This window comes from Rosenbergiella collisarenosi (assembly GCF_018494085.1).
Lineage (GTDB): Bacteria > Pseudomonadota > Gammaproteobacteria > Enterobacterales > Enterobacteriaceae > Rosenbergiella > Rosenbergiella collisarenosi.
This window is the reverse complement of sequence record NZ_JABBFP010000006.1, coordinates 99,893-124,620: the sequence shown is the minus strand read 5'-3', so window position 1 is coordinate 124,620 and position 24,728 is coordinate 99,893. Positions and strand designations below refer to the sequence as shown.

Annotated in this window: 23 protein-coding genes; 17 read left to right on the top strand and 6 right to left on the bottom strand. The window is 49.7% G+C overall.

The annotated features are described in order from the left end of the window. Positions 1-2 precede the first annotated feature (2 nt). The 4 genes from HGT70_RS10985 to HGT70_RS10970 form a co-directional block, all read right to left on the bottom strand. Entirely contained in the window at positions 3-1,232 is a 1,230-nt protein-coding gene (locus tag HGT70_RS10985; RefSeq protein WP_214195848.1) for an MFS transporter, read from the bottom strand. A gap of 145 nt (positions 1,233-1,377) precedes the next feature. Next, on the bottom strand, positions 1,378-1,554 hold the full coding sequence (locus tag HGT70_RS10980; RefSeq protein WP_214195847.1) for a hypothetical protein: 177 nt from the start codon (positions 1,552-1,554) through the stop codon (positions 1,378-1,380). Between the two features lie 141 nt (positions 1,555-1,695). Then, a complete protein-coding gene (locus HGT70_RS10975; protein ID WP_092676940.1) occupies positions 1,696-2,151 on the bottom strand; it encodes a YlaC family protein in 456 nt (151 codons plus the stop codon). A gap of 10 nt (positions 2,152-2,161) precedes the next feature. Then, entirely contained in the window at positions 2,162-3,535 is a 1,374-nt protein-coding gene (locus HGT70_RS10970) for an aminotransferase-like domain-containing protein (protein WP_214195846.1), read from the bottom strand. A gap of 251 nt (positions 3,536-3,786) precedes the next feature. On the opposite strand from HGT70_RS10970, the gene HGT70_RS10965 reads away from it, so the two are divergent. The 6 genes from HGT70_RS10965 (at position 3,787) to mdlD (ending at position 10,597) form a co-directional block, all read left to right on the top strand. Next, positions 3,787-3,981, top strand: coding sequence for a hypothetical protein (locus HGT70_RS10965; RefSeq protein ID WP_214195845.1), 195 nt, complete (start codon positions 3,787-3,789; stop codon positions 3,979-3,981). A 76-nt stretch (positions 3,982-4,057) separates the two neighbouring features. Beyond that, entirely contained in the window at positions 4,058-4,285 is a 228-nt protein-coding gene (locus HGT70_RS10960) for a DUF1272 domain-containing protein (RefSeq protein ID WP_214195844.1), read from the top strand. Positions 4,286-4,793: 508 nt separating this feature from the next. After that, positions 4,794-5,669 carry a transporter gene (locus HGT70_RS10955; protein WP_214195843.1) on the top strand — a complete coding sequence of 292 codons (876 nt, stop codon included), beginning with the start codon at positions 4,794-4,796 and terminating at the stop codon, positions 5,667-5,669. 26 nt (positions 5,670-5,695) lie between these two features. Next, positions 5,696-7,894, top strand: a complete 2,199-nt coding sequence (locus HGT70_RS10950) for a PQQ-dependent dehydrogenase, methanol/ethanol family (RefSeq protein WP_214195842.1) — start codon at positions 5,696-5,698, stop codon at positions 7,892-7,894. A 2-nt stretch (positions 7,895-7,896) separates the two neighbouring features. Further along, a complete protein-coding gene (locus HGT70_RS10945; protein WP_214195841.1) occupies positions 7,897-9,252 on the top strand; it encodes a cytochrome c in 1,356 nt (451 codons plus the stop codon). A gap of 34 nt (positions 9,253-9,286) precedes the next feature. Further along, on the top strand, positions 9,287-10,597 hold the full coding sequence (gene mdlD / locus HGT70_RS10940) for an NAD(P)-dependent benzaldehyde dehydrogenase MdlD (RefSeq protein ID WP_214195840.1): 1,311 nt from the start codon (positions 9,287-9,289) through the stop codon (positions 10,595-10,597). A 40-nt stretch (positions 10,598-10,637) separates the two neighbouring features. On the opposite strand, the gene HGT70_RS10935 is transcribed toward mdlD, so the two are convergent. Beyond that, positions 10,638-12,575 carry an acyltransferase family protein gene (locus tag HGT70_RS10935; protein ID WP_214195839.1) on the bottom strand — a complete coding sequence of 646 codons (1,938 nt, stop codon included), beginning with the start codon at positions 12,573-12,575 and terminating at the stop codon, positions 10,638-10,640. 86 nt (positions 12,576-12,661) lie between these two features. On the opposite strand from HGT70_RS10935, the gene HGT70_RS10930 reads away from it, so the two are divergent. After that, positions 12,662-13,201 (top strand): serine acetyltransferase, encoded by a 540-nt coding sequence (locus HGT70_RS10930; RefSeq protein WP_214195838.1) that lies wholly within the window; start codon positions 12,662-12,664, stop codon positions 13,199-13,201. Positions 13,202-13,256: 55 nt separating this feature from the next. Here HGT70_RS10930 and paaZ read toward each other — a convergent pair whose 3' ends face one another. Continuing rightward, positions 13,257-15,317, bottom strand: coding sequence for a phenylacetic acid degradation bifunctional protein PaaZ (paaZ, locus tag HGT70_RS10925; RefSeq protein ID WP_214195837.1), 2,061 nt, complete (start codon positions 15,315-15,317; stop codon positions 13,257-13,259). A 284-nt stretch (positions 15,318-15,601) separates the two neighbouring features. On the opposite strand from paaZ, the gene paaA reads away from it, so the two are divergent. Genes paaA through paaK form a run of 10 tightly spaced genes read left to right on the top strand, consistent with a single transcriptional unit; the run spans position 15,602 to position 24,715 of the window. Then, positions 15,602-16,531, top strand: coding sequence for a 1,2-phenylacetyl-CoA epoxidase subunit PaaA (paaA, locus tag HGT70_RS10920; RefSeq protein ID WP_214195836.1), 930 nt, complete (start codon positions 15,602-15,604; stop codon positions 16,529-16,531). Between the two features lie 10 nt (positions 16,532-16,541). Next, positions 16,542-16,829 (top strand): 1,2-phenylacetyl-CoA epoxidase subunit PaaB, encoded by a 288-nt coding sequence (gene paaB, locus HGT70_RS10915; RefSeq protein WP_214195835.1) that lies wholly within the window; start codon positions 16,542-16,544, stop codon positions 16,827-16,829. Positions 16,830-16,836: 7 nt separating this feature from the next. Continuing rightward, positions 16,837-17,583: a 1,2-phenylacetyl-CoA epoxidase subunit PaaC gene (gene paaC, locus HGT70_RS10910; protein WP_214195834.1), complete on the top strand. Its 747-nt coding sequence runs from the start codon at positions 16,837-16,839 to the stop codon at positions 17,581-17,583. Positions 17,584-17,594: 11 nt separating this feature from the next. Beyond that, positions 17,595-18,092 carry a 1,2-phenylacetyl-CoA epoxidase subunit PaaD gene (gene paaD, locus HGT70_RS10905; RefSeq protein ID WP_214195883.1) on the top strand — a complete coding sequence of 166 codons (498 nt, stop codon included), beginning with the start codon at positions 17,595-17,597 and terminating at the stop codon, positions 18,090-18,092. Positions 18,093-18,099: 7 nt separating this feature from the next. Next, complete coding sequence (gene paaE, locus HGT70_RS10900; protein ID WP_214195833.1) at positions 18,100-19,167, top strand: 1,2-phenylacetyl-CoA epoxidase subunit PaaE; 1,068 nt, start codon at positions 18,100-18,102, stop codon at positions 19,165-19,167. After that, on the top strand, positions 19,164-19,931 hold the full coding sequence (paaF, locus tag HGT70_RS10895; protein WP_214195832.1) for a 2,3-dehydroadipyl-CoA hydratase PaaF: 768 nt from the start codon (positions 19,164-19,166) through the stop codon (positions 19,929-19,931). The genes paaE and paaF overlap by 4 nt, the downstream gene beginning before the upstream one ends. Positions 19,932-19,933: 2 nt before the next feature. After that, positions 19,934-20,719 carry a 2-(1,2-epoxy-1,2-dihydrophenyl)acetyl-CoA isomerase PaaG gene (gene paaG, locus HGT70_RS10890; protein WP_214195831.1) on the top strand — a complete coding sequence of 262 codons (786 nt, stop codon included), beginning with the start codon at positions 19,934-19,936 and terminating at the stop codon, positions 20,717-20,719. Between the two features lies 1 nt (position 20,720). Then, positions 20,721-22,175 carry a 3-hydroxyacyl-CoA dehydrogenase gene (locus HGT70_RS10885; protein ID WP_214195830.1) on the top strand — a complete coding sequence of 485 codons (1,455 nt, stop codon included), beginning with the start codon at positions 20,721-20,723 and terminating at the stop codon, positions 22,173-22,175. Further along, positions 22,168-23,373 (top strand): 3-oxoadipyl-CoA thiolase, encoded by a 1,206-nt coding sequence (pcaF, locus tag HGT70_RS10880; protein ID WP_214195829.1) that lies wholly within the window; start codon positions 22,168-22,170, stop codon positions 23,371-23,373. The genes HGT70_RS10885 and pcaF overlap by 8 nt, the downstream gene beginning before the upstream one ends. Positions 23,374-23,398: 25 nt before the next feature. Beyond that, entirely contained in the window at positions 23,399-24,715 is a 1,317-nt protein-coding gene (gene paaK / locus HGT70_RS10875; RefSeq protein ID WP_214195828.1) for a phenylacetate--CoA ligase PaaK, read from the top strand. Positions 24,716-24,728 lie beyond the last annotated feature (13 nt).

Genomic DNA, 24,728 nt, shown 5'->3' with positions numbered 1-24,728 from the left:
CATTAACCGATAGCGCCCAATCGGTCTTCGTCCGTCGGCTGTTGTTTAGGCACAAGAAACAACGTCGCCATTACATCCAGTAAGTAGAGGAGCGCGAGTAAACTAATGGCGAGCATAAAGGAGCCATGGCTGGCGATCACTCCCATCACCAGAGGTCCAAACCCACCTACCCCTCGACCGAGGTTAAATAGTACATTTTGAGCCACCGCGCGGATCTCCGTTGGATAGGTATCAGAGATTAACGCTCCATAGCCGCCGACCATACCGTTAACAAACATTCCCATCACCGCGCCTGCGATTAACATGCCCATCGGGTCTTTTAGCTGCGCATAGAGGATTACCATTGCCAGCGCGCCCAGTTGATAAAGGATGAAGATTTTCCAACGCGCGAAACGATCTGCCAAGAAGCCAAAGAGACCAATACCCAACATCATGCCAAGTACGGTGACCGCGGTCCAGAGCCCTGATTTGGTGAGCGAAAAACCGAATTGCTGAGAAAGGTAAGTGGGCATCCAGATCATCAATCCGTAATAGCCAAAGTTTTGAACAGAGCAGAGGATGAATATCCCGAGGCTGGCTTTGGTTGTCCTCCAGTCGCGACACAACATGGCTAGGCTTTTCCCGAGCCCAAGTCGCCGTTTCTGCTGCTGGACCTGCCGATAAGCCGCCGGTTCATCTAAACCATGGCGCAGGAAGAAAGAAAATAATGCCGGTAATAGGCCGATCAAAAAAATCCCTCGCCAGCCGATTATCGGGAGTAACAATGGGGTGATTATCGCGGCTAGCAGCACGCCCAGTTGCCACCCCATACCCACCCAGGCTGAGGCTCGGTTACGTTGGTGGGCTGGCCATGTCTCGGCGATAAGCGCCATACCAATACCAAATTCACCGCCCAGCCCAACGCCCGCCAGGGTCCGGTAAGTCAGTAAATCCCAATAGCCTTGTGCCAAAGCGCAGAGACCCGTAAAGACGGCAAACATTAAGATGGTTATCGTCAACATCTTGACACGGCCATAGCGGTCACTGAGAAATCCAAACAGTATTCCGCCTATTACCGCACCAATTAATGTCCAGGTCACTAAAGCCCCGCCTTGCTCGGGACTGAGCGCGAGATGTTGACTGATTACGGGTAACATAAAGCCCAATATCAGTAGATCAAAACCGTCCATTGCATAACCGCTTATGGCGGCAATCATCGCTTTTAAAGGGGTAATCTGTGTTTTATTTGACATAGTGAATAGCTATTGGCCGAGTGAGATCATTATTTTCGTATTATTTCAGCCAAAAAAACAAATTTACTCAAAAGTTTTCTGCACATCGTCGGCAGAAGAATTCAGACCGGGGCGACTTATCCTTTGCCCCAGTCTCCCTTCGCGATCAGCGCCGTAACGCGCGAAGCGGCGAACGCATAAACTCATCGGGTGATTCCGCCGTATCTGCACAATGGGGATGATATTGGTGCGAAGGAGAAAGGGGGAGTCGTAGAGGTACGGGATGAGCGCTAGAAGTTAATGAAAGCAGCATAAGCAGGAGTGCGGAGTAAGACATTTTCATGGTGAAGCCTCCAAGAGAATTGAGGCACTAAGCTTAAGCGAGCCGATCGTCAAACAGTGATTAGCTATTTAAAAGTAATCACTGTCGACGTAACGAAATACAAGAAGTGTGTCAACGTGGAGGCAGAGCCGACTCGCGAGATTAGTGCATTTTCGCCAGATCGCGGAAGAAAATTTCGGCCCCCAACGCTTGTAAACGATGGATCTCATTCTTACTTTGATCGGAAACCTGATCTGAATTCAGGATCTGATCGATAACGGCGGATCGTACCGGGACTTCTCGATACCACTCACCGGTATAACAATTTTTCCATGCAATTTTATCGATATCATCGAGATGATAGGAAGGGGTAATATGGAAAAAGAAAAAGCCATTTAATAGGACAAAAATTGCGACACATATCCATACATCGAGACGACTAAAAATATCCGAATAGATCAGCAGGCCTAGCGTCAGGATAAACATCCCGAGCATAATGGCGTAAAGCCCTTTTTTCTCGAACACAAATCGTGGGTCGAAAATTAGTTTATCATCGCGTTTTTCTTCGAGATTAATACGGGTGAGTTCGCGTTGTAAGATCTCTTGTACTGCGCTCATATCGTCCACCTTATACCTGGGTCTGCTTTAAATAGAGTGTGTTCAACACATCGCGGAATTTTTTTAGCGCGACTTCCAACGAAGAAAGGGAGTCGTAACCGCTTAAACTGATACGTAAAAAGCTCTCGTCTGCTTTTTCAAAACTAAATTCGTTCGAGGGCGTTGCGGAAACTCCCGCCTGTTGCAGCAGGAAAGCAATCTCGTAAGCATTCTTCTTGCCTAGACTAAACCAGACATGAAAGCCATCGTCAGAAATTTGGTAGCGATCATCGGGGAAAAGGCGACGAAATAACTTCACTCGTACCCGTGTGGTTTTGAGGGTTTCTTCTGCCGTACGCTGGGCGATGCCAGACGTAACCCACTTATTGACAATCTGGTAGGTCAGGGGATTATCACTCACTTTTAACGCCCCCATTACCTGACAAAGTTGATGCGTCTCGGCTTCTGATGGGCCATAGACCCACGCCATTCTCATTCCCGGGGCAAAACTTTTCGACAATCCCTGTAAATACCATGTATGGCTCGGGAGGATCTGGCTAAAGGTCGCTATCCCCTCACTGGCGAGGGCGCCATAGGCATCATCTTCGATAATATGCAGGTTATGGCATTTTGCGACCTCAGCTAACGCAAGACGACGATTAATGGAAAGCGTGGCGGTCGTTGGATTATTAATATTGGGGTTGATATACAGCGCACCTACCTGATTTTCCTTACACAGTCTCGCTAAGGCATCGGGTAATGGGCCCTCTTCATCACAAGGAATAGTGACATAGGGGGTCGCCATAAGCTGAATGATCGACTTCAAACCGGAATAAAAGTAGTGAGGGAGGGCAATCGCCCCTTTTTTCTGGAGTAACACAAACAGCGCCAGTAACCCTTCATGAATCCCCGCGCAGGGTAAAATACGATTCACGGACGGATGAAGGATCTTTTTACCCAACCACGCTAGACCAGTTTGGCGGATATCGTGATTATCGAGTGTTGATTGATAGCGAAAAATAGCCCTAAAATCATAATCATAGATTGAAGAAAGCGCTTGCTGCTTTAATTCTAACGATAACTCTTCAGAGTGCTCGCTCAACGGCGAATTCATGGAGGTTAAGTCGTGACGACTCTGTAGCGCTCCAACCACACCGCGGCGGCTAATAAAACTCCCTTTTCCTGGTCGCGAAGTGATAACGCCTGCCAATTTACATTGATGATAGGCTTTTTGTACGGTGGCATAATTAATTTGTAGTTGAGACGATAATTCCCGCACTGAGGGAAGCTTATGCCCAGCGGCGAGATGTCCTTGTTCAACCTGTGAAATTAAAAAGCGTAAAATATAATCAGGTTGCTCACTCGGGCGAAGAAGTGCTAAATGGGATTTTAAAAGAGTGAACATATCAACGACCTCATCAAACTCATGAGGCAAATTTTAATTTTATCTAAATATTTTCGCAAACCTTAAAATTTAATTGCCATGTATATAGCCTTATATATTGATATATAAGAATTTTATGTTAATTTCAATTCTTCGATTTATGCAGGGGAAATACTTTTTAACTTATTTAACCCATAAATATTAGAGTTAATTAGAGGCTTGTTCTACAGTTATTGATATAAAAATTATAGTGAATTCGCGGGGGTTATAATATGGATACTAATACTTTTAGTAATGATGGATTACTGGAAGAAATCATTGGTCAGACAGTGCTTCAACTCCTCGCCCAGCAACAACCTATTACCCTTCCAAGCTTATTACAAGCCATACACTATCTTCCTGACGCTGGACAAGTCGAACGAGCCGAAGCGTTATTAAGAACGGCCTTTACGATTCGTGCGGCTTGATGGGTGTTGTTGAATAGTGTGCATGACGAGATAACGCTTGTTTATATTGGTGATTGATCCTTAACAGGAGATACAAATGTTGGCTCTTCGACCTAACTGCGAATCCTGTGATAGTGATTTACCCGCAGAATCAAAAGAGGCCTATATATGCTCATTTGAATGTACATTCTGTCATCGTTGCGTGACCCATAAACTTCAGGGAGTTTGCCCGAACTGCAATGGTGAGCTTGTTCGTCGACCCATACGGCCAAAATCTGCTTTAGAAAGACATCCCGCATCAATAAAGCGTGTACATTCAAACTAGAACGATAGCGACCAATTTACTATAAAGCCCACGACCCATATATGACCTATAGGTCTGTCTCCAATAGGCCGCATGAATCTACAGATATTATCAAGCGTTCTTGAACGCAATGATGGTTTGATAGTCGTTTTCCATTTTCCCGCAACCTCAGTGTATCGCTCCGGATCTTCTGCTGCCATCTTCCCGCTTGCGAAGTTTTACTCTGCTTTGTGCTCTTTTTTAACTCTCTGTACCACTCATTGCTCAGCATTGTGACGCGCCTCTGTTTATTAATCATTTTTAATGTGTAAAACGGGCTGAAAATGTTAATAAAGCGATTCCTATTTCAATTTTTTTATTTAAATGTTGTATCGTTATTAGGTTTTTTCTGACCTATAGGTTGGGTATCGCAATACTTATCGTCATTGGATGAATTTCTCAGGTAAACGATATAAAGAATCCTTTATAAAGATTTTCTTTATCGATCATTCGATTACCAATGAGGAAAATACTGGCATAGGGTGGGCAAATGATAAAGCATAACTATAAGAAATTAATGATGATTTCCCTCCTTTGGTGGGGGGGTAATACGGCCTTAGCGATCGATTTCGATGCCGGTGACTATACGGCAATGCCGGCAGGTACCAATCTTGGGCTGCTTTACTACACCCATTCCCACAGTGGTAATTATGTCTCACAAGGCCACTCAACGAAACATGACACAAAATTAAACCAAGATGTTTCCGTATTGCGTGTTATCCACTTCACCACAATAGGGGGATTCACCGTCGACCCCCAATTTTTGCTTCCTTTCGGCCATGTAAATGGACGGTTAGGCGGCAATGATATGGGGAGCACTCAGGGGGTCGGGGATCTAATCTTGGCTTCTACTGTTTGGCTCTATAACAACCCTTCGACGCAAACCTATTTTGGGGTCACGCCTTTTCTCTATGCGCCGACAGGTCGTTATCGTCATGAAGGAAGCCTAAATATGGGGGAAAATCGCTGGAAATACGCGTTACAAGCGGCGTTCAGTAGGCCCCTCTACGATAAGCTGATCCTCGATATGGGGCTGGATGCGACCAAATTCGGTGATAACAACGACTATGGCGTGCAGTCGAGTCGGCTCGCACAAAACACCTTGTATCAAGGGCAGGTCCACTTACGTTACCTACTCACCCCCGCGTTAGATGTGCGTACTTCCTATACCAAAGAGTGGGGAGGAAACTCCTCGGTTAATGGCGTCAGTCAGGGTAAACCCGCGGAAAAAAAATATACCTTCGGGGCAGCCTATATGTTCCCTTCCCATACCCAACTGCTCGGGACTTGGGGACGCGACGCGAGTATTGAAAACGGATTTAAGTCGGAAAGCGTGATCAAACTTCGCTTGATGCAGATGTTTTAAAGGATGAATGACTGGAGCAATGCCTAATGAAAAATAACTATAAATCTACGCTTGGAGCCGTCCTGTTCTCATTATGCTCCAGCATGGCTCATAACGTTTATGCACAAGATACGGGGTCGGCGATTATCAATGCAGATAAAACGCCCCAGGACTGGCTCACCTACGGCAGAACTTACTCTGAGCAACGTTATTCGCCTTTAACGCAAATTAACGATAAAAACGTAAAGCAGTTACACATTGCGTGGTACCAAGATTTTGATACCAACCGAGGTCAAGAAGGTACGCCGTTAGTGGTTGATGGCGTACTTTACGCCACCACTAACTGGAGTAAGGTCCGTGCCTATAAAGCGGATTCGGGACAACTACTTTGGCAGTACGATCCTAAAGTGCCGGGTAATGTTGCGGTAAAAGGCTGCTGTGATACGGTCAATCGCGGAGCCGCTTATTGGAATGGGAAAATTATTCTCGGCACCTTTGATGGACGTTTAGTGGCGCTGGATGCGAAAACGGGCAAGTCTGTTTGGGAAACCGACACCATTCCGCACGATGCACAGTTAGGTGAGGTGCGTAGCTATATTATTGATGGTGCGCCGCGTGTGGCGAAAGGGATAGTCATTATTGGCAATGCGGGCGCTGAGTTTGGTGCGCGAGGGTTTGTCTCTGGATTCGATGCAGAGACGGGAAAATTAAAATGGCGCTTCTTCACGGTCCCGGCACCCGATAATAAGCCTGATCATGCCATCTCCGATAAACCTCTCGCTGAATTAGCGTACAAAACCTGGGGACCGGGAAACTGGGTTAAATCGGGAGGTGGCGGAACGGTCTGGGACGCAATTACCTACGATCCGGTCACTGATTTAGTGTATATCGGTGTGGGCAATGGTTCACCTTGGAACTACCAACAGCGCTCAGGCGGCAAAGGTGACAACCTGTTTCTTGGCAGTATTCTCGCGCTGCGTCCTGAGACGGGCGAATATGTTTGGCACTTTCAAGAAACGCCGCAGGATCAGTGGGACTTCACTTCGACGCAGCAGATCATGACCGCGGATATTCTTGTGGAGGGAAAGCCCCGTCATGTGATTATGCATGCCCCGAAAAATGGATTTTTCTATATTCTCGACGCCAAAACCGGACAATTTCTTTCGGCTAAAAACTACGTCGAGGTGAATTGGGCGAAGGGCGTCGACCCGAAAACCGGCCGACCGAATACTGTTCCCGATGCCCTTTACTCGGTTACCGGAAAACCTTGGTTTAGTTTGCCTGGTGATTTAGGCGGGCATAACTGGCAGCCCATGGCGTATAGCCCGAAAACCGGTTACGTCTACCTCCCCGCCCAACAGATCCCCTTCAATTATGTACCGAGTCAGGATGCGAAGCTTAAGCCGCAAGGTCTTAACCTCGGGCTCGATATGTCGAAAATCGGTGCTCCGGATGACGCCAACGTGAAGAGTCAGTTTGGCGCGTTACTCAAAGGGTGGCTGATTGCGTGGGATCCGGTTAAGCAAGCCCCTGCTTTCACCGTTAATCATCAAGGTCCTTGGAACGGCGGAGTGCTCGCCACCGCCGGGAATTTAGTCTTCCAAGGCCTGACTAATGGTCTTTTTAATGCTTACGACGCGACGACTGGCCAACAGCTTTGGCAAACATCATTACAAAGTGCGGTGATGGCTGCGCCGATTACCTATTCCGTAGTAGGTAAGCAATATGTTGCGGTCGAGGTCGGCTGGGGCGGTATTTATCCTCTACTAATGGGTGGCGTGGCAAGAACGGGAGGCTGGACCGTCAATAAGTCGCGTATTGTCGTCTTCTCCTTAGATGGGGATAAAACCCTGCCACCCGTCAACAGCAAAGGATTCCTCCCGGTCAGGCCACCCGAAAGATTTAAGAGTGATCAGGCGAAGAGTGGATATAGCCATTACATGGACTATTGTGCCGCGTGTCATGGGGATAACGGTGAATCGGGCGGTGTATTGCCGGATCTTCGTTGGTCTGGTGCGATTCGGAACGCCGATGCCTTCTATCGAGTAGTCGGCGAGGGTGCCTTGACCGCTTACGGTATGGTGGGATTCAAGAAAAATATGTCTGCGGCGCAAATTGAGTCGATCCGTCAATTTCTGATCCAACGCGCGAATGCCACTTACCAGAGAGAAGTCGATGCACGAAAAAATCCCCAGCAGATCCCCGGACAAGTCATCATCGGTCCTAATTTTATGCCGGAGAAATAGCCATGAAAAAAAATCTATTTCTCAGCGGCTTAGCGTTATGGGTATTGAGTGTGGCGAGCTATGGGGCGCAGAGTGACCCACATTTAGTCGAGCAGGGCGAATATTTGGCCCGGGCGGGAGACTGTGTGGCCTGCCATACCGCCGTAGGGGGTAAACCTTTTACCGGCGGCTTGGCGATTAAATCACCCATCGGGGTAATATACTCGACGAATATTACGCCTGATCCCGCACAGGGGATTGGTGGCTATAGCCTCGAAGAGTTCGCGAACGCGTTGCGTCAGGGGGTTCGCAAAGATGGTCGAACACTCTACCCGGCAATGCCTTACCCCAGTTATTCACGTCTTACCGATGACGATATCAAAGCGCTTTATACCTATTTTATGGAAGGGGTTGAGGCCGAGCCCACCGTCAATAAAGAGACGGAGATCCCTTGGCCGCTGTCAATGCGTTGGCCATTAAGAGTATGGCGCGGTCTATTTGCTCCGGAGGCGAAACCCTTTGATCCCCAAACTTATAGTGACCCGCAAGTAGCGCGAGGTAGCTACTTAGTGCAGGGCTTGGGACACTGCGGTTCTTGCCACACGCCACGTGGTATGGCGATGCAAGAAAAAGCCTTAGGTGAACAGCAAGGCGAACATTGGTTAGCCGGCGGGACAGTGATTGATGGCTGGTCGGTGCCTAACCTTGGCGCGGATCGCTACAACGGCCTTGGAAGTTGGTCTGAGGACGAGTTAGTGGCGTACCTAAAAACCGGTCGCACAGACCGTACCGCCTCTTTTGGACCGATGACTGACGTGATCAGTTGGAGTACACAATACCTCACTGATACCGATTTACAGGCAATCGCGAAATACTTAAAAACGCTTCCAGCACGTCAGCCCGAAGAGAGGGTCGCGCAATCGAGCCCGGCCCCTCACCCTGTGGGAGAGGCCATTTACGACGATAACTGTGCCATCTGTCACGGTCGACAAGGCGAAGGGATCCCACGGATGTTCCCGCAGCTTAGGGGTAATTCTATCGTCACCGGGCCGCTGCCGGATTCCTTGGTCAAAATTATCCTTGAGGGGGCTACCCTGCCAGCGGGGAACTGGGCACCTTCTACCGTCAGCATGCCGGCCTACGCAGATCGACTTAGTTCACAGCAGACGGCTGATCTCATCAACTACCTACGGGGCGCTTGGGGGAATCAGAGTTCAACAACGCTCACGGCACAGGATGTCGAACAGATTATTCATGATGGCGACAATGCCGGAGCGGGTAATACCGCAGGCTGGACCATTATGCAGGCACAACCCTATGGCAAGCAGTGGACCTTTCAAATCGAAAGCCATCACGATGCCCAGGATATTGCTAAGTAAGAGTAACCCCCTCTATTAAATGATAGGAGAGACCATGTCATATACCGCAAAAGAGAAAATCGAACAGATTTTTCAACAGCAAAAAGACTTTTTTGCGCAAGGGAAAACGCGTGATGTCGTCTTCCGTAAGCAGGCATTGACTACGCTAAAAGAGAGTTTACTGGCACACAAAGAGCCACTATATGTCGCGATGGCAGAGGATTTAGGCCGTGATAAAGCGTTGGTCGATATGGGGGAAATTGGCGAGGTCGTCTCTGAAATCGACTTCGCGCTCGCCCATCTTGACGAATGGTGCAGTGAAAAGCAGGTAGAAACACCTAAGATCCTTGCCCCCTCAACCTGTTCCTATCAGCATGAGGCCTATGGCGTGAGCTACATCATTGGCCCTTTTAACTATCCTGTCGCGTTGGCGCTTGGACCGTTAGTGGGTGCCATCGCTGGCGGTAATACCGCGATGATTAAGCCATCAGAGCAAGTTCCTCATACTGCAAAGGTAATCGAGGATATCGTCAATACCGCGTTTGATAGTGATTATCTGGCCGTGGTGCAAGGAGCCAGAGAGGAGAATACCGTACTGCTCAGCTTACCTTTTGATTTTATCTTCTTTACGGGGAGCCCTAACGTTGGTCGAGTGGTGATGGAGGCTGCCGCGAAGCATTTAACGCCGGTGGTGTTAGAGCTAGGGGGCAAAACGCCTTTCTTAGTCTTGCCAGATGCTGACCTCGATCAAGTTACCCAACAACTGATGTTTGGTAAATACACTAACAGCGGTCAGACCTGTGTCGCACCGGATTACGTGCTCGTCCCCTCTAGCCTGAAAACCGCATTAGTGGATCGGCTAACGCAAGCCATTCGTGAACAACTCCCCGACGTCCACTCCACCGGTAAAGTGGTGAGTCAGCGACAGGTTGAGCATTTACTCGAGTTACTCAAGCAGACCCGGGGACATGTTGAAATTGGCGGACAAGCCGATCCCGCCAATCGCTATTTACACGCTACGGTCGTGTCTGATGTGCAGTGGGATGATGCGTTAATGCAGGAGGAGCTTTTTGGTCCGGTATTGCCTATCGTTAACTACGAGGAAGTCGACCAAGTGGTGCAGGAGATAAACCGTCGCCATCCTAATCCGCTCGCGTTTTATGTCTTCACCAAAGATACGGCGACAGGTAAAAAAGTGATTAGCGCGGTACCGAGCGGGGATGCGCAAGTCAACGGCACATTGACCCATTTCTTTTCCCCTTATCTCCCGTTCGGTGGGGTGGGGAGCTCAGGTATGGGGGAGTATCACGGTTTCTTTAGCTTCCAAGCCTTCACTCACCGTAAATCTATTCGCATTGTTGAATAAAAGACAACGGGTCCCCCAGTGCGCTGGGGGATCGACTGAATTATTGCTTAAGAAAGTGTTGAAGCTTTTCACTGCCGCCGTGCGCAATAAAATAGCGCTCGGCTGCTAATGATCCCAGCACACTGATATGTCCCCCATCCAATGAATAAGGAATATCATCGACGGCATAATGCGTCGGTGAGAAGAGATCACTGCGGCGAAGATGTAGCGTATTCGCGGGATTGGCGATCAATTGGTCAAGGATCTGGCTGGTGGCTCGTAGTGTATTGTCCATCTTGACAGAGGTATAAGGCTGAATATCGAAATAGCGGTGTCGCCATAAATTCTGCTTATAAAGTGCACCAACATTCTCTTCAAACTGATAAGGCTCGTCCATAATAATAAGCGGAACGTTCTTTTGCTGAATTTTAGTAATTAAATCGCGTAAACCTTCAATTGATTGTGGATTATCGAAATCTTTAGTCCACGATCCTGCCAAAACGATGAAATCATAATCGCTGATATGATCGAGGAGATAGTGGCGATTAAATAGGCATTGCTGATAGGCACGTGAAGAATGGGGACCAGAGAAGTCATTACCGGTAGAGGGATTACACCAATTAGTGGTGATTGCCTGCAGTTGCATAAAATTATTTTCCCCCACGCTTTGCCAAAAAGGTATGTATTGCCCCGCATAGGAGTCACCGAAGAGCAGTCCTTTTTTCCGCGGATGAATAGTGTTACCAACCTTACATTGTACACCGGGAAGACCAACAGTGAACTCGTGATGGCTTGCGATAGAGTAGAAGCACCAACCATCCTCCGGGCTAGGCATTTTTATTTTATTGATAAGGGAAAGATAATTTTCTCCCCCTCGCCATGGGAACCCAGAATTCTTACGGGTATGGTCTGCGACACCGATAAAAATTAGTACCGTACATAAGAAAAATGAAAATGAAAATAATTGGCCTTTACCTTTTGCCCAAGAAATGACTTTCCTCTCTATAAATTTATAACTTAAATAACCAATGATGATGGATAAGGCTGAGAATCCAATATTGTTAATAGTTGTAGAATGGGGGAAGTAATAATTAGCAAAAAAATGAATTGGCCAGTGCCATAAATATATCGAATAGGATGCTAATCCAATGTTATAAATAACCGGATGATTGAAAATGCGTAAAGAGTTATTTACCGAATAGATGATCAGTGATGAACCGATCACTACTAGGATAGCTAAATACCCAGGCCAAAGAACTTTATCATTAATAGTGATTAATGATAATAAAACCAGAGCTACCCCAAATAGTTTCAATAAAATAGGTGGGCGACTTTGCTGAGACGTTCTGCTGCTTTCAAACAGATAAACCAGTCCTCCTGCCAACATTTCCCAAGCACGCGTAGTTAGCATATAGAAGTCATAGGCACGGTTGATCGTCGATTGATAGACTGAAAAGAGAAATGAAGAGAGCAATAAGAGGGAGAGTATAGTAATTAACCCTCTAGGGTGCTTCACAACTTTATTGAGTAAAATAAACAGAAAGGGGTAAAGAAGATAAAACTGCCACTCTACCGATAAAGACCATGTGTGCAGCAATAAGTTTTTTGCACTATTGGCAGCAAAATAGTCATCGGCCTCTTTGAGTAATGAAATATTCGAGGTAAAAGTTAAAGATTTTATGACATACTTACAATAATACTGGAAGTCCTCTGGATTTAAGAGTAAAAAACTCACACAATAGAAGGTGATCGTTACTAATAGTAATGGTGGCACGATTCTAATAAATCTGGCGTAGAAGAAGTTCTTTATATTAAAATTATTGACATACAATTGGTCGGCAATGATCTTTGTCATAAAATAGCCAGAGATAACAAAGAAAATATCAACACCGATAAATCCCGCATGGAAAAGTGGAAGATTAAAATGATAAAAAATGACTAGCAATAAGGCATATGCCCGCAAGCCATTTACATCATAACGAAACTCAGTCTGTTGCATTACAAGGGACCCAAAACTGTAATTAACATGATAATCGCTATATAGTAATGCATTCGTTAACATTAGCCTAATGGATGTAACTAGATATGTCAGTCGATGAGCTAAAACAGTGTTTACATCGAGAGGTGATAGGCCATAACAAGAAACCTTTTTCTTGGGGAAAGGCTATCCATTCGGCGTACAAAAAGCCAAAGAAACGGTTTGTGTTCTGGTGGCGCTTAGCGAATTTTCTTTATCTCAGCAAGAGTCGATATCGGCAGAAACTGGCTAAGCGAATCAACCGTAATCTATTCTTTAAATATAACACCGAGATTGAGTTAGGGACCCAAATTGGGGCGGGTCTGACCATTGGCCATCAGGCTGGGATTGTGATTTCGCGACGCTGTAAGATAGGCGAAAATTTTACTATACGGCAAAATACGACAATAGGATTGAAGTCGGATAATAGTAATACCATCACGATTGGCAACAACGTAAATATTGGGGCGAACAGCTGTATTATTTCAGAACATATTGTGATCGGCGATAATGTGACGATCGGCGCGGGGGCTTTCGTTAATCATGATATTCCCGCCAACAGCACTTACTACAGCGTTAATCACTATTGTATACGACCTAAGGAATAATACTCGCGGCGAGTCGGACATGAGTCAGTTAGACGAACTCATGCCCTTATCCTAACTATTCTACGGTTATGTCGGTTGGAAAATCGGCCTCCCGGCGCGCGACTAAGGTCAGAATAGAATATACTGCGACCACTTCTTGATGTTGGTTAGTGACATCAACTGCCCACTGCACGACCCCCGTGGCACGTTCTTCCGCACTACGCTGGCGTTTGACGGTCTTTTGTTGGCAGGTTAACCGGGCCTGAATGGTGTCGCCGGGTTTAACCGGTTGCAAGAAACGCAGCCCTTCTAAGCCATAATTGGCAATGACCGGTCCGACCCCGGCATCCACGAAAAGTCCTGCCGCGGCGGCAACGATAAAATAGCCGTGGACAACGCGTTCGCCAAAGAAAGAGGCCTCGGCACCAATTTTATCCATATGGGCATAAAAATGGTCGCCACTTAGACAGGCGAAATTGACAATATCGGCTTCAGTTAGCGTTCGACGGTGAGTCAGCAAACTGTCACCCGGACGTAAATCTTCAAAATATTTACGGAAAGGGTGTATGGCCTCTTCTTGGACTTTTGCACCGCGCACCCATTGCTGACCTACGGTGGCGAGCATCGAAGGACTCCCTTGAATCGCAGTACGTTGTAAGTAGTGCTTCACTGCACGTAGTCCGCCTAGCTCTTCGCCTCCGCCAGCGCGACCTGGGCCACCATGTACCAGTTGTGGCAGGGGCGACCCATGGCCAGTCGACTCGGCTGCGGACTCGCGATTTAAAATTTGGATTCGCCCGTGAGCGCATGCGGCACCGGTGATAAAGTCGCGCGCGGCGTGATCATCGTTCGTGACGAAGGTCGCCACAAGGCTGCCACCGCCAGCACGCGCCAGTGTGATAGCATGCGCTTTGTCACGATAAGCCATCAGCGTCGCAACTGGCCCAAAGGCTTCAATCGCATGGACGGCGGCGGTGGAGTCCGGTTGCGGACAGTAAAGTAAGGTTAATGGATAACCTGCACCGGGAAGTTGTGGGTCGATACGGCCCCCGAGTAAGCGTTCGCATCCGGCCTGACATAAGGCATCGACTTGCTGTTGAACATCTTGCTGTTGCGCTCGATTCACCAAGGTTCCCATTTTTACTCCCGCTTGGCGGGGATCGCCTACAGTGAGTGTGGACAGTTTCTCAAGCAGTGCGCGACGTACTGCATCCAATTGCGCTTCTGGTACCAAAATTCGGCGAATCGCGGTACATTTTTGCCCCGCTTTGGCACTCATCTCTCGGACAATCTCTCGAATGAACAAGCCAAATTCAGGGGCTTCTGGGTCAACGGACTCTCCGAGTACACAGCAATTTAGCGAGTCCGCTTCCATGGTAAAAGGTATCGACTGTTTGACGAGGTTAGGGTGTACGCGGAGTTGTTGGCCTGTCTTTGCAGAGCCGGTAAAGGTCACTACGTCTTGGCTATCTAGCTGATCAAGGAGATCACCCGCTGATCCACAGATCAGACTGATCGCTCCGTCAGGGACTAGTCCACTCCCTACCATCGACTTGACCATTACCTGCGTCACTTGAGCTGTTGCCGTCCCAGGCTTAATGATGGCAGGCATACCGGCCAACCATGTGGGAGCTAATTTTTCCAACATTCCCCAGCAGGGGAAATTGAAGGCATTAATATGGACGGCGACCCCTTGTTTTGAGGTTAAGACATGACGCGCCGCGAATCCCCCCTCTTTAGACAGAGCGATCAGAGGATCTTCAGGCCAGAGGGTATCATCTGGTAGTTCACGGTTACCGAGGCTTGCATAAGTAAAAAGCGTACCTATCCCACCTTCAATATCGACCCAACTGTCTGCGCGTGTCGCCCCCGTTTGACTGGAGATCTCATAAAACGCTGCTTTCTCTGCGAGTAAATGCTTCGCCACGGCTTTAAGTAAGGCGGCCCGTTCAATAAAGGTCATGGCTTGCAGGGCAGGTGCGCCTACCGTTTTGGCATAGTGACCGGCTGCGGCGAAATCGATGCCCTCACTACTTACCTCCCACAGCGCTTCGTCGGTGATTGCGTGACGAATAACGCGGCCCTCCCCTTGACCGGTTTGCCATTGATTACACACAAAGCTGGATAACTTTTGCATCACACACCCCAAAACGTTACGACAATAATAACAATCTAGTGTTTTTGTGAATCATTTTAAAGCATGATAATAAATTATTAAGTAACCTGTGATTAACATCTCATTTTATATTTTTAGTTAAATTCACTACTAACAATAGCTTATGCATGAGGTGTGAGAGAGCGATCACAGAATAACGAAACAAAGATTGGGGCTTCTATTAACATCGATGTAACTTATAAGCCATAGGTTAATGATTCACTTATTTTATTTTAATGATATTTTACGAATCGACTGGTGATGATATGAGTCATGAACAACGCTTTCTTAACGCCATCGCAGAGGAAACGGCAATAGAGCCCCAAGACTGGATGCCTGAGGCCTATCGTAAAACCCTGATCCGCCAAATAGGTCAACATGCCCATTCAGAAATCGTTGGGATGTTGCCCGAGAGCAACTGGATAACCCGCGCCCCCTCATTACGACGCAAAGCTATTTTACTCGCCAAGGTTCAGGATGAAGCGGGCCATGGGTTGTATCTCTACAGTGCGGCTGAAACGTTAGGCTGCGCGCGCGAAGACCTCTACCAGAAGATGTTAGAAGGGAAGATGAAGTACTCCTCGATCTTCAATTACCCGACCCTTAACTGGGCAGATATCGGGGTCATTGGTTGGTTAGTGGATGGTGCCGCCATTGTGAACCAAGTCGCATTATGTCGAACCTCGTATGGCCCTTATGCCCGCGCGATGGTGAAAATTTGTAAAGAGGAAAGTTTCCATCAACGTCAAGGCTTTGAAGCCTGTATGGCGCTTTCACAAGGCAGTGAACAACAGCGAGCCATGCTACAGGACGCGATCAATCGCTTCTGGTGGCCAGCACTGATGATGTTTGGGCCTAACGATGACGAATCACCCAACAGCGCGCAAAGCTTGGCATGGAAAATTAAACGTTTCGGTAACGACGAATTACGCCAGCGATTTGTCGATAACACCGTGCCGCAAGTCGAGTTACTGGGAATGCAGGTACCGGACAAGAATTTGACGTTTGACGCGAACACGGACCATTACCAGTTCGGTGAGATCGACTGGCAAGAGTTCAATGACGTCATTAACGGCCGCGGACTCTGTAATCACGAACGTTTAGCCGCCAAGCGCAAAGCTTGGGAGGACGGGGCTTGGGTCAGAGAAGCGGCCTTAACTCATGCAGAGAAACGCGCGCAGCGCGAAGTCGCTTAAGGAGCTTATTATGCGTCAACACTATTGGCCGTTATATGAAGTCTTTGTACGCAGTCAACAAGGACTCTCTCATCGCCATGTCGGAAGCTTACATGCTGCCGACGATCAGATGGCGCTGGAAAATGCGCGCGATGCCTATACTCGGCGCAATGAGGGCTGTTCGATTTGGGTTGTCAAAGCGGCTGAAATTGTGGCCTCACAACCGGAAGATCGCGGAGAATTCTTCGAGCCAGCAGAAAGCAAGATCTATCGTCATCCCACTTTTTATCAACTGCCTGACGGCATCGAACATATGTGAGGCCCAGATGGACAGTGTAACGACCTACGTTTTACGACTCGGTGACAATGGTTTAGTGCTTTCTCAACGCTTGGGTGCATGGTGTGGCCACGCACCGGAACTGGAGATCGACCTCGCGCTGGCCAATATTGGGCTTGATATTTTAGGGCAAGCCAGAAATTTTCTGACGTATGCCGCTCAGCGTCTCGGCGACCAAGATGAAGACAGCCTCGCGTTTCAACGTGATGAGCGTCAGTTCGGTAACCTGCTGCTGGTCGAGCAGCCTAACGGTCATTTCGGCGATACCTTGGTCCGACAATATTTTATCGATGCCTGGCATGTCGCGCTCTACAGTCGATTAATCACTAGTCAGGATACGCAGATTGCGGCAATCGCCGCGAAAGCCCTGAAAGAGGTGAAATACCATCTACGCTTTAGCCGCGGCTGGCTTGAGCGGTTAGGGCAAGGCACTGCACTGTCGGCACAGAAAGTACAAGGATCGATCGATGAACTGTGGCGTTTCACCGCCGAGTTATTCGAGGCCGATGAGCATGACCAAGCGGTAGCTGCGGCAGGGATTGGCGTTGATCCCCGTCAGCTCGAGGCACCCTGGCGGGAGGAAGTGACTGCCGGGGTTCATCAGGCAGGATTAGCGTTACCCCAGGAGGCGGCTTATCGCCGAGGCGGTAAGCAAGGGCTACATACCGAACATCTCGGACCGATGCTGGCAGAAATGCAAATTTTGCCGCGATCTTATCCGGGTCAGCAATGGTAAAGGAGCAGATGATGCAACGTTTACAGCAGATTCTTCCCGCAGAAATTCCAGAAATTTGGCACTTACTCAGCCAGATCCCCGATCCTGAAATACCGGTAATAAGTATTACTGATTTAGGGATGGTAAGAAGTGTACGTCAGCAAGGAGATGGCTGGGTGATTGGCTTTTCGCCCACCTATTCCGGTTGTCCGGCCACGGAGCATCTGATTGGCGCGATGCAGAGCACTTTATCTGATCACGGCTTTGCGCCGATCCATGTGGTGTTGCAGCTCGACCCGGCCTGGACCACCGATTGGATGAGCGACGAGGCTCGTCAACGCTTACGTCACTACGGTATTAGTCCGCCGGTGGGGCATAGCTGTCATGCTTTCGGGCGAATAGACGTTAGCTGTCCTCGTTGCGGCAGTAAACACACCTCGCTGATCAGCGAGTTCGGATCCACTGCCTGCAAAGCGTTATATCGTTGCGATAGCTGCCGTGAACCTTTCGACTATTTCAAATGTATCTGAGGCTGCCATGACGACATTTCACTCATTAAAGGTCGCTAGCGTCGAACCCGAAACGCGGGAGGCCGTCACCATTACCTTTGCTATCCCTGAGTTGCTACAGGCAGCGTATCGTTTTCGCCCAGGACAACACCTTACGCTGAAAGCGCGTGTAGCGGGTGAAGAGTTACGCCGCTGCTACTCCATTTGTCGAGGTGCCTCGCCGACGCAGGTCAGCGTAGCGGTTAAGGCAATAGAGGGAGGGAGGTTTTCTAACTTTGCCCGCGAAAGTATCCAGGTTGGCTCAGAGATGGAGGTGATGGTGCCGCAGGGTAACTTCGGCTACCAACCGCAAGCCGACAGGCGCGGGCATTATCTGGCTATCGCTGCTGGTTCCGGCATCACGCCGATGCTAGCGATTATTTCAGCTACCTTATTACAGGAACCTGCTAGCCAATTCACGCTACTTTACGGTAACCGTAGCAGCCAAACGATGATGTTCCGCCAAGCCTTAGCGGACCTTAAAGATACGTATCCAGAGCGTTTTCAGTGGATATCAGTGTTTAGCCAAGAAAGCGTCGACAGCGACTTATTACAAGGGCATATCGACGGTGAAAAACTTCAGGCGCTTGGCCGCCGATTACTGAACTTTCGTCAATTTGATGAAGCCTTTATCTGCGGTCCAAACAGCATGATGGATGAAGCCGAAACAGTACTGCAAACTTTAGGGATGGCGAAACAGGCTATTCATGTCGAACGCTTTAACTCAGGGCCGGTTACTCCCCGTGCGCGTCGTACTGAAAGTACTGACCATCACTTTACCCTGCGTCAAGACGGCCGCGATCGCACCCTGACACTCACGGCCGAAGATGAAAGTCTACTCGATGCGGCTTTACGACAAGGCGCCGACTTACCCTATGCCTGCAAAGGCGGCGTATGTGCCACCTGTAAATGTAAAGTGGTACGAGGCCAAGTGGAGATGGCGGTGAACTATAGCTTGGAGCCGGATGAGTTGGCGGCAGGTTATGTTCTGAGCTGCCAAGCGCTACCCACTACCCCGGATGTCGTGATCGATTTTGATGCGAAGGGGATGGTATGAGCCAACTTATCCTAACTCAATACGACAAAGTGTTGCTAATCACCCTTGACCGACCTGAGGCGCGTAACGCGTTAGATAATGCCACCTTACAACAGCTTGCTGAGGCGTTAGAAGCGACAGCGAATGACGCAGCTATTACGGCTTGCGTGATCACCGGCAATACGCGTTTTTTTGCCGCAGGGGCCGACCTACGGGAGATGGCAGAGAAAGATCTGCCTGCAACCTTTAACGATTTACGCCCGCAATTATGGGCACGCCTCAATGCTTTTCCTAAGCCGCTGGTTGCCGCCGTAAATGGCTATGCGTTGGGGGCGGGCTGCGAATTAGTGCTGCTCTGCGACCTTGCAGTGGCGGGAGAGAACGCGCAGTTTGGTTTACCCGAAATTAAACTCGGCATTATGCCTGGCGCGGGGGGAACGCAACGTCTTATTCGCAGTGTGGGGAAAGCCCTTGCAAGCCGTATGGTCCTGAGCGGCGAAAGTATTACGGCGCAGGCGGCGTTACAGGCGGGATTAATCAGCGATATTTATCCGGTTGAGCTTTGTGTGGACTATGCCCTAGCTCTCGCCAAAACCCTTTCTTGCCATGCCCCCTTAGCATTACAGGCGGCAAAGCAATCGTTAAGACAGGCGCAAGAGGTTCCTCTGCAAGCGGGGCTGATCCAAGAACGCCAGTTGTTCACTTTATTAGCGGCAACGGCTGATCGGGAAGAGGGCATTGCTGCCTTCCTCGAGAAGCGTCCCGCCTCGTATCGGGGGTGCTAGAAATGGAGACCTTACTCTGTGACGTGTCGCAGGGGGTAATGACCCTGACACTCAATCGTCCAGACCGACTCAACAGTTTTAATGTCGCGATGCACCAAGCCTTGGCGAAGTGTCTGACTCAAGCTGAGCAAGATGAAAGCATTCGTTGTGTCGTGATTACCGGTGCCGGGCGTGGCTTTTGTGCTGGACAAGATCTCAACGACCGTAACGTCGATCCCAATGGTCCGGCGCCGGATTTGGGGGACTCGGTAGAAAAACTCTACAACCCGTTGGTGAAGCGTTTGGCGGCCCTACGCAAGCCGGTTATCGCGGCAGTGAACGGGGTTGCGGCAGGCGCGGGTGCCACGCTGGCTTTAGGTTGTGACATCGTCGTAGCCAGTCGCCAAGCCAGTTTCGTGATGGCATTCAGCCGCCTAGGACTGGTTCCTGACAGCGGTGGAACATGGTTGTTACCACGACTGGCAGGCCGTGCACGCGCTGCGGGATTGGCCTTATTAGGTGGCAAGCTCAGTGCTGAACAAGCTGAAGCCTGGGGGATGATTTGGCAGGTGGTTGATGACTCAGAATTTTCAGCGACGGTGGAGCAACTCGCTCAGCATTTGGCCAGACAACCGACCTACGGATTGGGGCTGATTAAGCAAGCGCTTCGCGCCGCGGAGACGAACACCCTCGCGCAGCAGCTCGACGTTGAGCGTGACTTTCAGCGCCTTGCTGGGCGCAGTAGCGATTATCGAGAAGGGGTCAGTGCTTTTCTGGCTAAACGTCCACCACAGTTTACGGGGGAATAGGATGACGACAACACTTCATACCGTGGCAGTGATCGGTGGCGGTACCATGGGTGCCGGTATCGCTGAAGTCGCTGCCCAACAGGGAAAGCGGGTTAAACTCTACGATATCAATCCTACCGCGGTAACTGGCGCGATAGAGGGGATTATCCAACGTCTCGACTCTCGGCTACAACGCGGTAAGCTCTCGGCTGCTCAACGTGGGGCGATTTTAGCCAGCCTTATCCCCGTTTATCAGCTTAGTGATTTAGCGGATGCCGACCTGGTGATTGAGGCTGCGGTAGAAAATCTCGAGATAAAACAGCAACTCTTCGAAAAGCTTGAAGCTATTTGTAGCGAAAAAACTCTCTTTACCTCCAATACCTCATCTATTTCTATTACTGATATTGCGCGTCATCTAGCCTTTCCTCAGCGTGTTGCCGGGCTACATTTTTTTAATCCGGCACCGGTGATGAAATTGGTTGAAGTGGTTCGTGGAGTAGAAACGACGGAAACGATAATCCAACAGTTAGTTGATGAAGTGCGCCGTTGGGGAAAGCAGCCAGTGACCTGCCACTCTACACCGGGATTTATCGTCAATCGCGTGGCTCGGCCATTTTATGCCGAAGCGTGGCGAGCGTTAGAAGACCGCGTCGCGGCGCCCGAAGTGATTGACAGCGCTCTGCGTGATGCCGGGGGATTTGCTATGGGGCCGCTCACCTTGACCGACCTGATTGGTCAAGACGTGAATTTCGCGGTGACCTGCTCGGTCTATCATGGCTTTTGGCAAGATCGGCGCTTTCTTCCTTCGCTCGCTCAGCAATCATTAGTGAGCGCCGGTCGATTAGGGAAAAAATCGGGTCGAGGCGTCTATGATTGGTCATTGCCGCATCCAGAAGTGATCGCCGAGAAAACCGTCGCGTCACGCGTTCAAAAAGTGAATGTCTATCCGGCAGGTAAGCTAGAGGTCGATGGGGTGAGTGTGGTCCCGACCGAGGGCGAGACGGCGACCTGTCTCGCGGTTCGTCATCAGCAACCGACGGTGGTCTATGACCTCAGCTTGAGCAGCACTATCGTCTTGGCGGCCGCTAGCACTAACACTCGTCAACAAACCGAAAGCGTGGTGCACTATTTTCAGCAGCAGGGTAAAACGGTATTGATAATTGCCGACTACCCTGGACTGTTGGTCAGCCGCACTGTGGCAATGATTATTAATGAAGCCTTAGATGCTCTGCAAAAAGGAATTGCTAGTGCAGAGGACATCGACATAGCCATGCAAACTGGCGTGAATTACCCCAAAGGCCCTCTCGCATGGGGCGGCGAATGGGGATGGGGCCGAGTGTTAACGTTACTCGAAACCTTACAGCATTATTATGGCGAAGAGCGCTATCGTCCTTGTCCTCTTCTGCGGCAAAAAGCATTACTTGCCCACTACGCGCTCCCACGTTCGACTCAGTCAGTGGAGGTGAGCCATGTCTGAAGCCTATCTCTGCGATGGGATCCGTACCCCGATTGGCCGTTATGCTGGGGCACTCTCCTCGGTGCGTACCGATGATTTGGCCGCAATCCCGTTGCGGGCCTTACTGCAACGCGCGCCGCAGTTAGATCTCGAACGTATTGACGATGTCATCCTTGGCTGTGCCAATCAGGCGGGGGAGGATAATCGTAACGTTGCTCGTATGGCTTTACTATTAGCCAATCTCCCACCACACATTTCGGGTACGACATTGAACCGCTTATGTGGCTCCGGCCTGGATGCTCTGGGCTTTGCCGCCCGCGCGATCCGTGCGGGTGATAGCGAAATGATGATTGCTGGAGGGGTAGAGTCGATGTCGCGGGCACCCTTCGTGATGGGGAAAGCGAGTACGCCTTTTCAGCGACAACAAGAGATGTTTGATACCACTATGGGCTGGCGTTTTATCAACCCGCTGCTTGAGAAGCAATATGGATGCGAGAGTATGCCGGAAACCGCCGAAAACGTGGCTGAATTTCTGAACATTTCGCGTGACGATCAAGATGCTTTCGCTTTGCGCAGTCAGCAGCGTACCGCCATTGCACAGCAGGCAGGTTACCTCGCGCAAGAAATCATTGGCGTCAATATTACCGATAAAAGAGGGGCGACCCACGTATTTTCTGTAGATGAGCACCCTCGTGGTAATACCACTGCTGAGCAGCTAGCGGGATTAAAAGCTCCCTTCCGTCACGCGGGAAGTGTGACCGCCGGGAATGCGTCGGGAATTAATGATGGGGCTGCGGCCCTCATCGTTGCCAGTGAGCGTGCTGCCGTTGCCTCACATCTGCAACCGCTGGCGCGGGTCGTCGCCATGGCGACTGCAGGGGTAGAACCACGATTGATGGGATTAGGACCGGTCTCGGCGACGCAGAAGGTGCTGCATACGGCGGGCTTAACCCTTAACGACATGGATGTTATTGAACTGAATGAGGCCTTTGCCGCACAAGCCTTAGGGGTCCTGCGTCAATGGGGCGTCGCCGATGACGCTCCCCATGTGAATCCTAATGGTGGCGCGATCGCCTTGGGGCACCCTCTAGGGATGAGTGGTGTCCGTATTGCCTTGGCGGCGGCATATGAGTTACAGCGTCGTGGCGGGCGTTTTGCCTTATGCACCATGTGTGTCGGCGTGGGTCAGGGTATCGCCCTGATTCTTGAGCGTGTATGAACGTATCAACCTGCGAGCAATCATTATGACAACGAAAATCCAACTAGAAGCGATTGAAACGGCGTCCATTGATGAATTACGGGCGTTACAAACCCAAAGGCTGAAATGGACATTGACCCATGCTTATCAAAATGTCCCGATGTATCGGCGAAAATTTGATGCGGCTGGGGTGCATCCAGATGACTTTACCCAGCTTGAGGATATTAAAAAATTTCCCTGTACCACGAAACAGGATCTGCGGGATAACTACCCCTTCGATACTTTCGCGGTGCCGATGGAACAGGTGGTCAGGATCCATGCCTCGTCTGGCACGACCGGTAAACCCACGGTCGTCGGGTATACCCATCGAGATATCAATACCTGGGCGGATATCGTCGCCCGCTCCCTGCGGGCGGCAGGGGGCACGGCTAAGGATAAAATTCATATCGCATATGGCTATGGGCTATTTACCGGCGGGCTTGGTGCGCACTACGGCGCAGAACGCTTAGGGGCGACGGTTATCCCGATGTCTGGGGGGCAAACCGAGAAGCAGGCACAGTTAATCCGTGATTTTCAGCCCGATATAATTATGGTCACCCCCTCTTACTGTTTAAACCTGATTGAAGAGTTAGAGAAGCAGTATGGTGGGGATGCTCGACAATGTTCGTTGCGCGTGGGGGTCTTCGGGGCAGAACCTTGGACCCTGGCGATGCGCCATGAAATTGAGCAGCGACTCGGGATCACGGCGTTAGACATCTACGGCTTATCGGAAGTTATGGGGCCAGGGGTTGCGATGGAGTGTCTGGAAACGCGTGACGGCCCTACCATTTGGGAAGACCATTTTTTCCCTGAGATTGTTAACCCGCTTGACGGCAGTGCGCTGGACGATGGCGAACTGGGGGAATTGTTATTTACCAGTTTAACCAAAGAAGCCTTACCGATTATTCGTTATCGTACCCGAGACCTGACTCGGTTACTGCCCGGTACCGCTCGCACCATGCGTCGGATGGACCGGATCACTGGGCGTAGCGACGATATGCTGATTGTCCGGGGCGTGAACGTTTTCCCTTCTCAAATTGAGGAGGAAATTTTGAAAGTCGAGGCGCTATCGCCTCACTATCAACTGGAAATTAATCGTCGCGGGCATCTGGATGCGTTGGCAATCCGTGTCGAAATCAAACAGCAATTTCTTCACCTCTCCCCCGAACAGCGATTACAGGTCGGGCAATTACTCTGCCACCAAATTAAGGCGATGATTGGCATTACCACTGAAGTGGTCATCGTCAATTGCGGCAGCCTTCCACGCTCTGAAGGTAAAGCTTGTCGAGTCTTTGATTTACGAAAATTAGTGGCGAACGGCTAAGGCTGATCGGTGC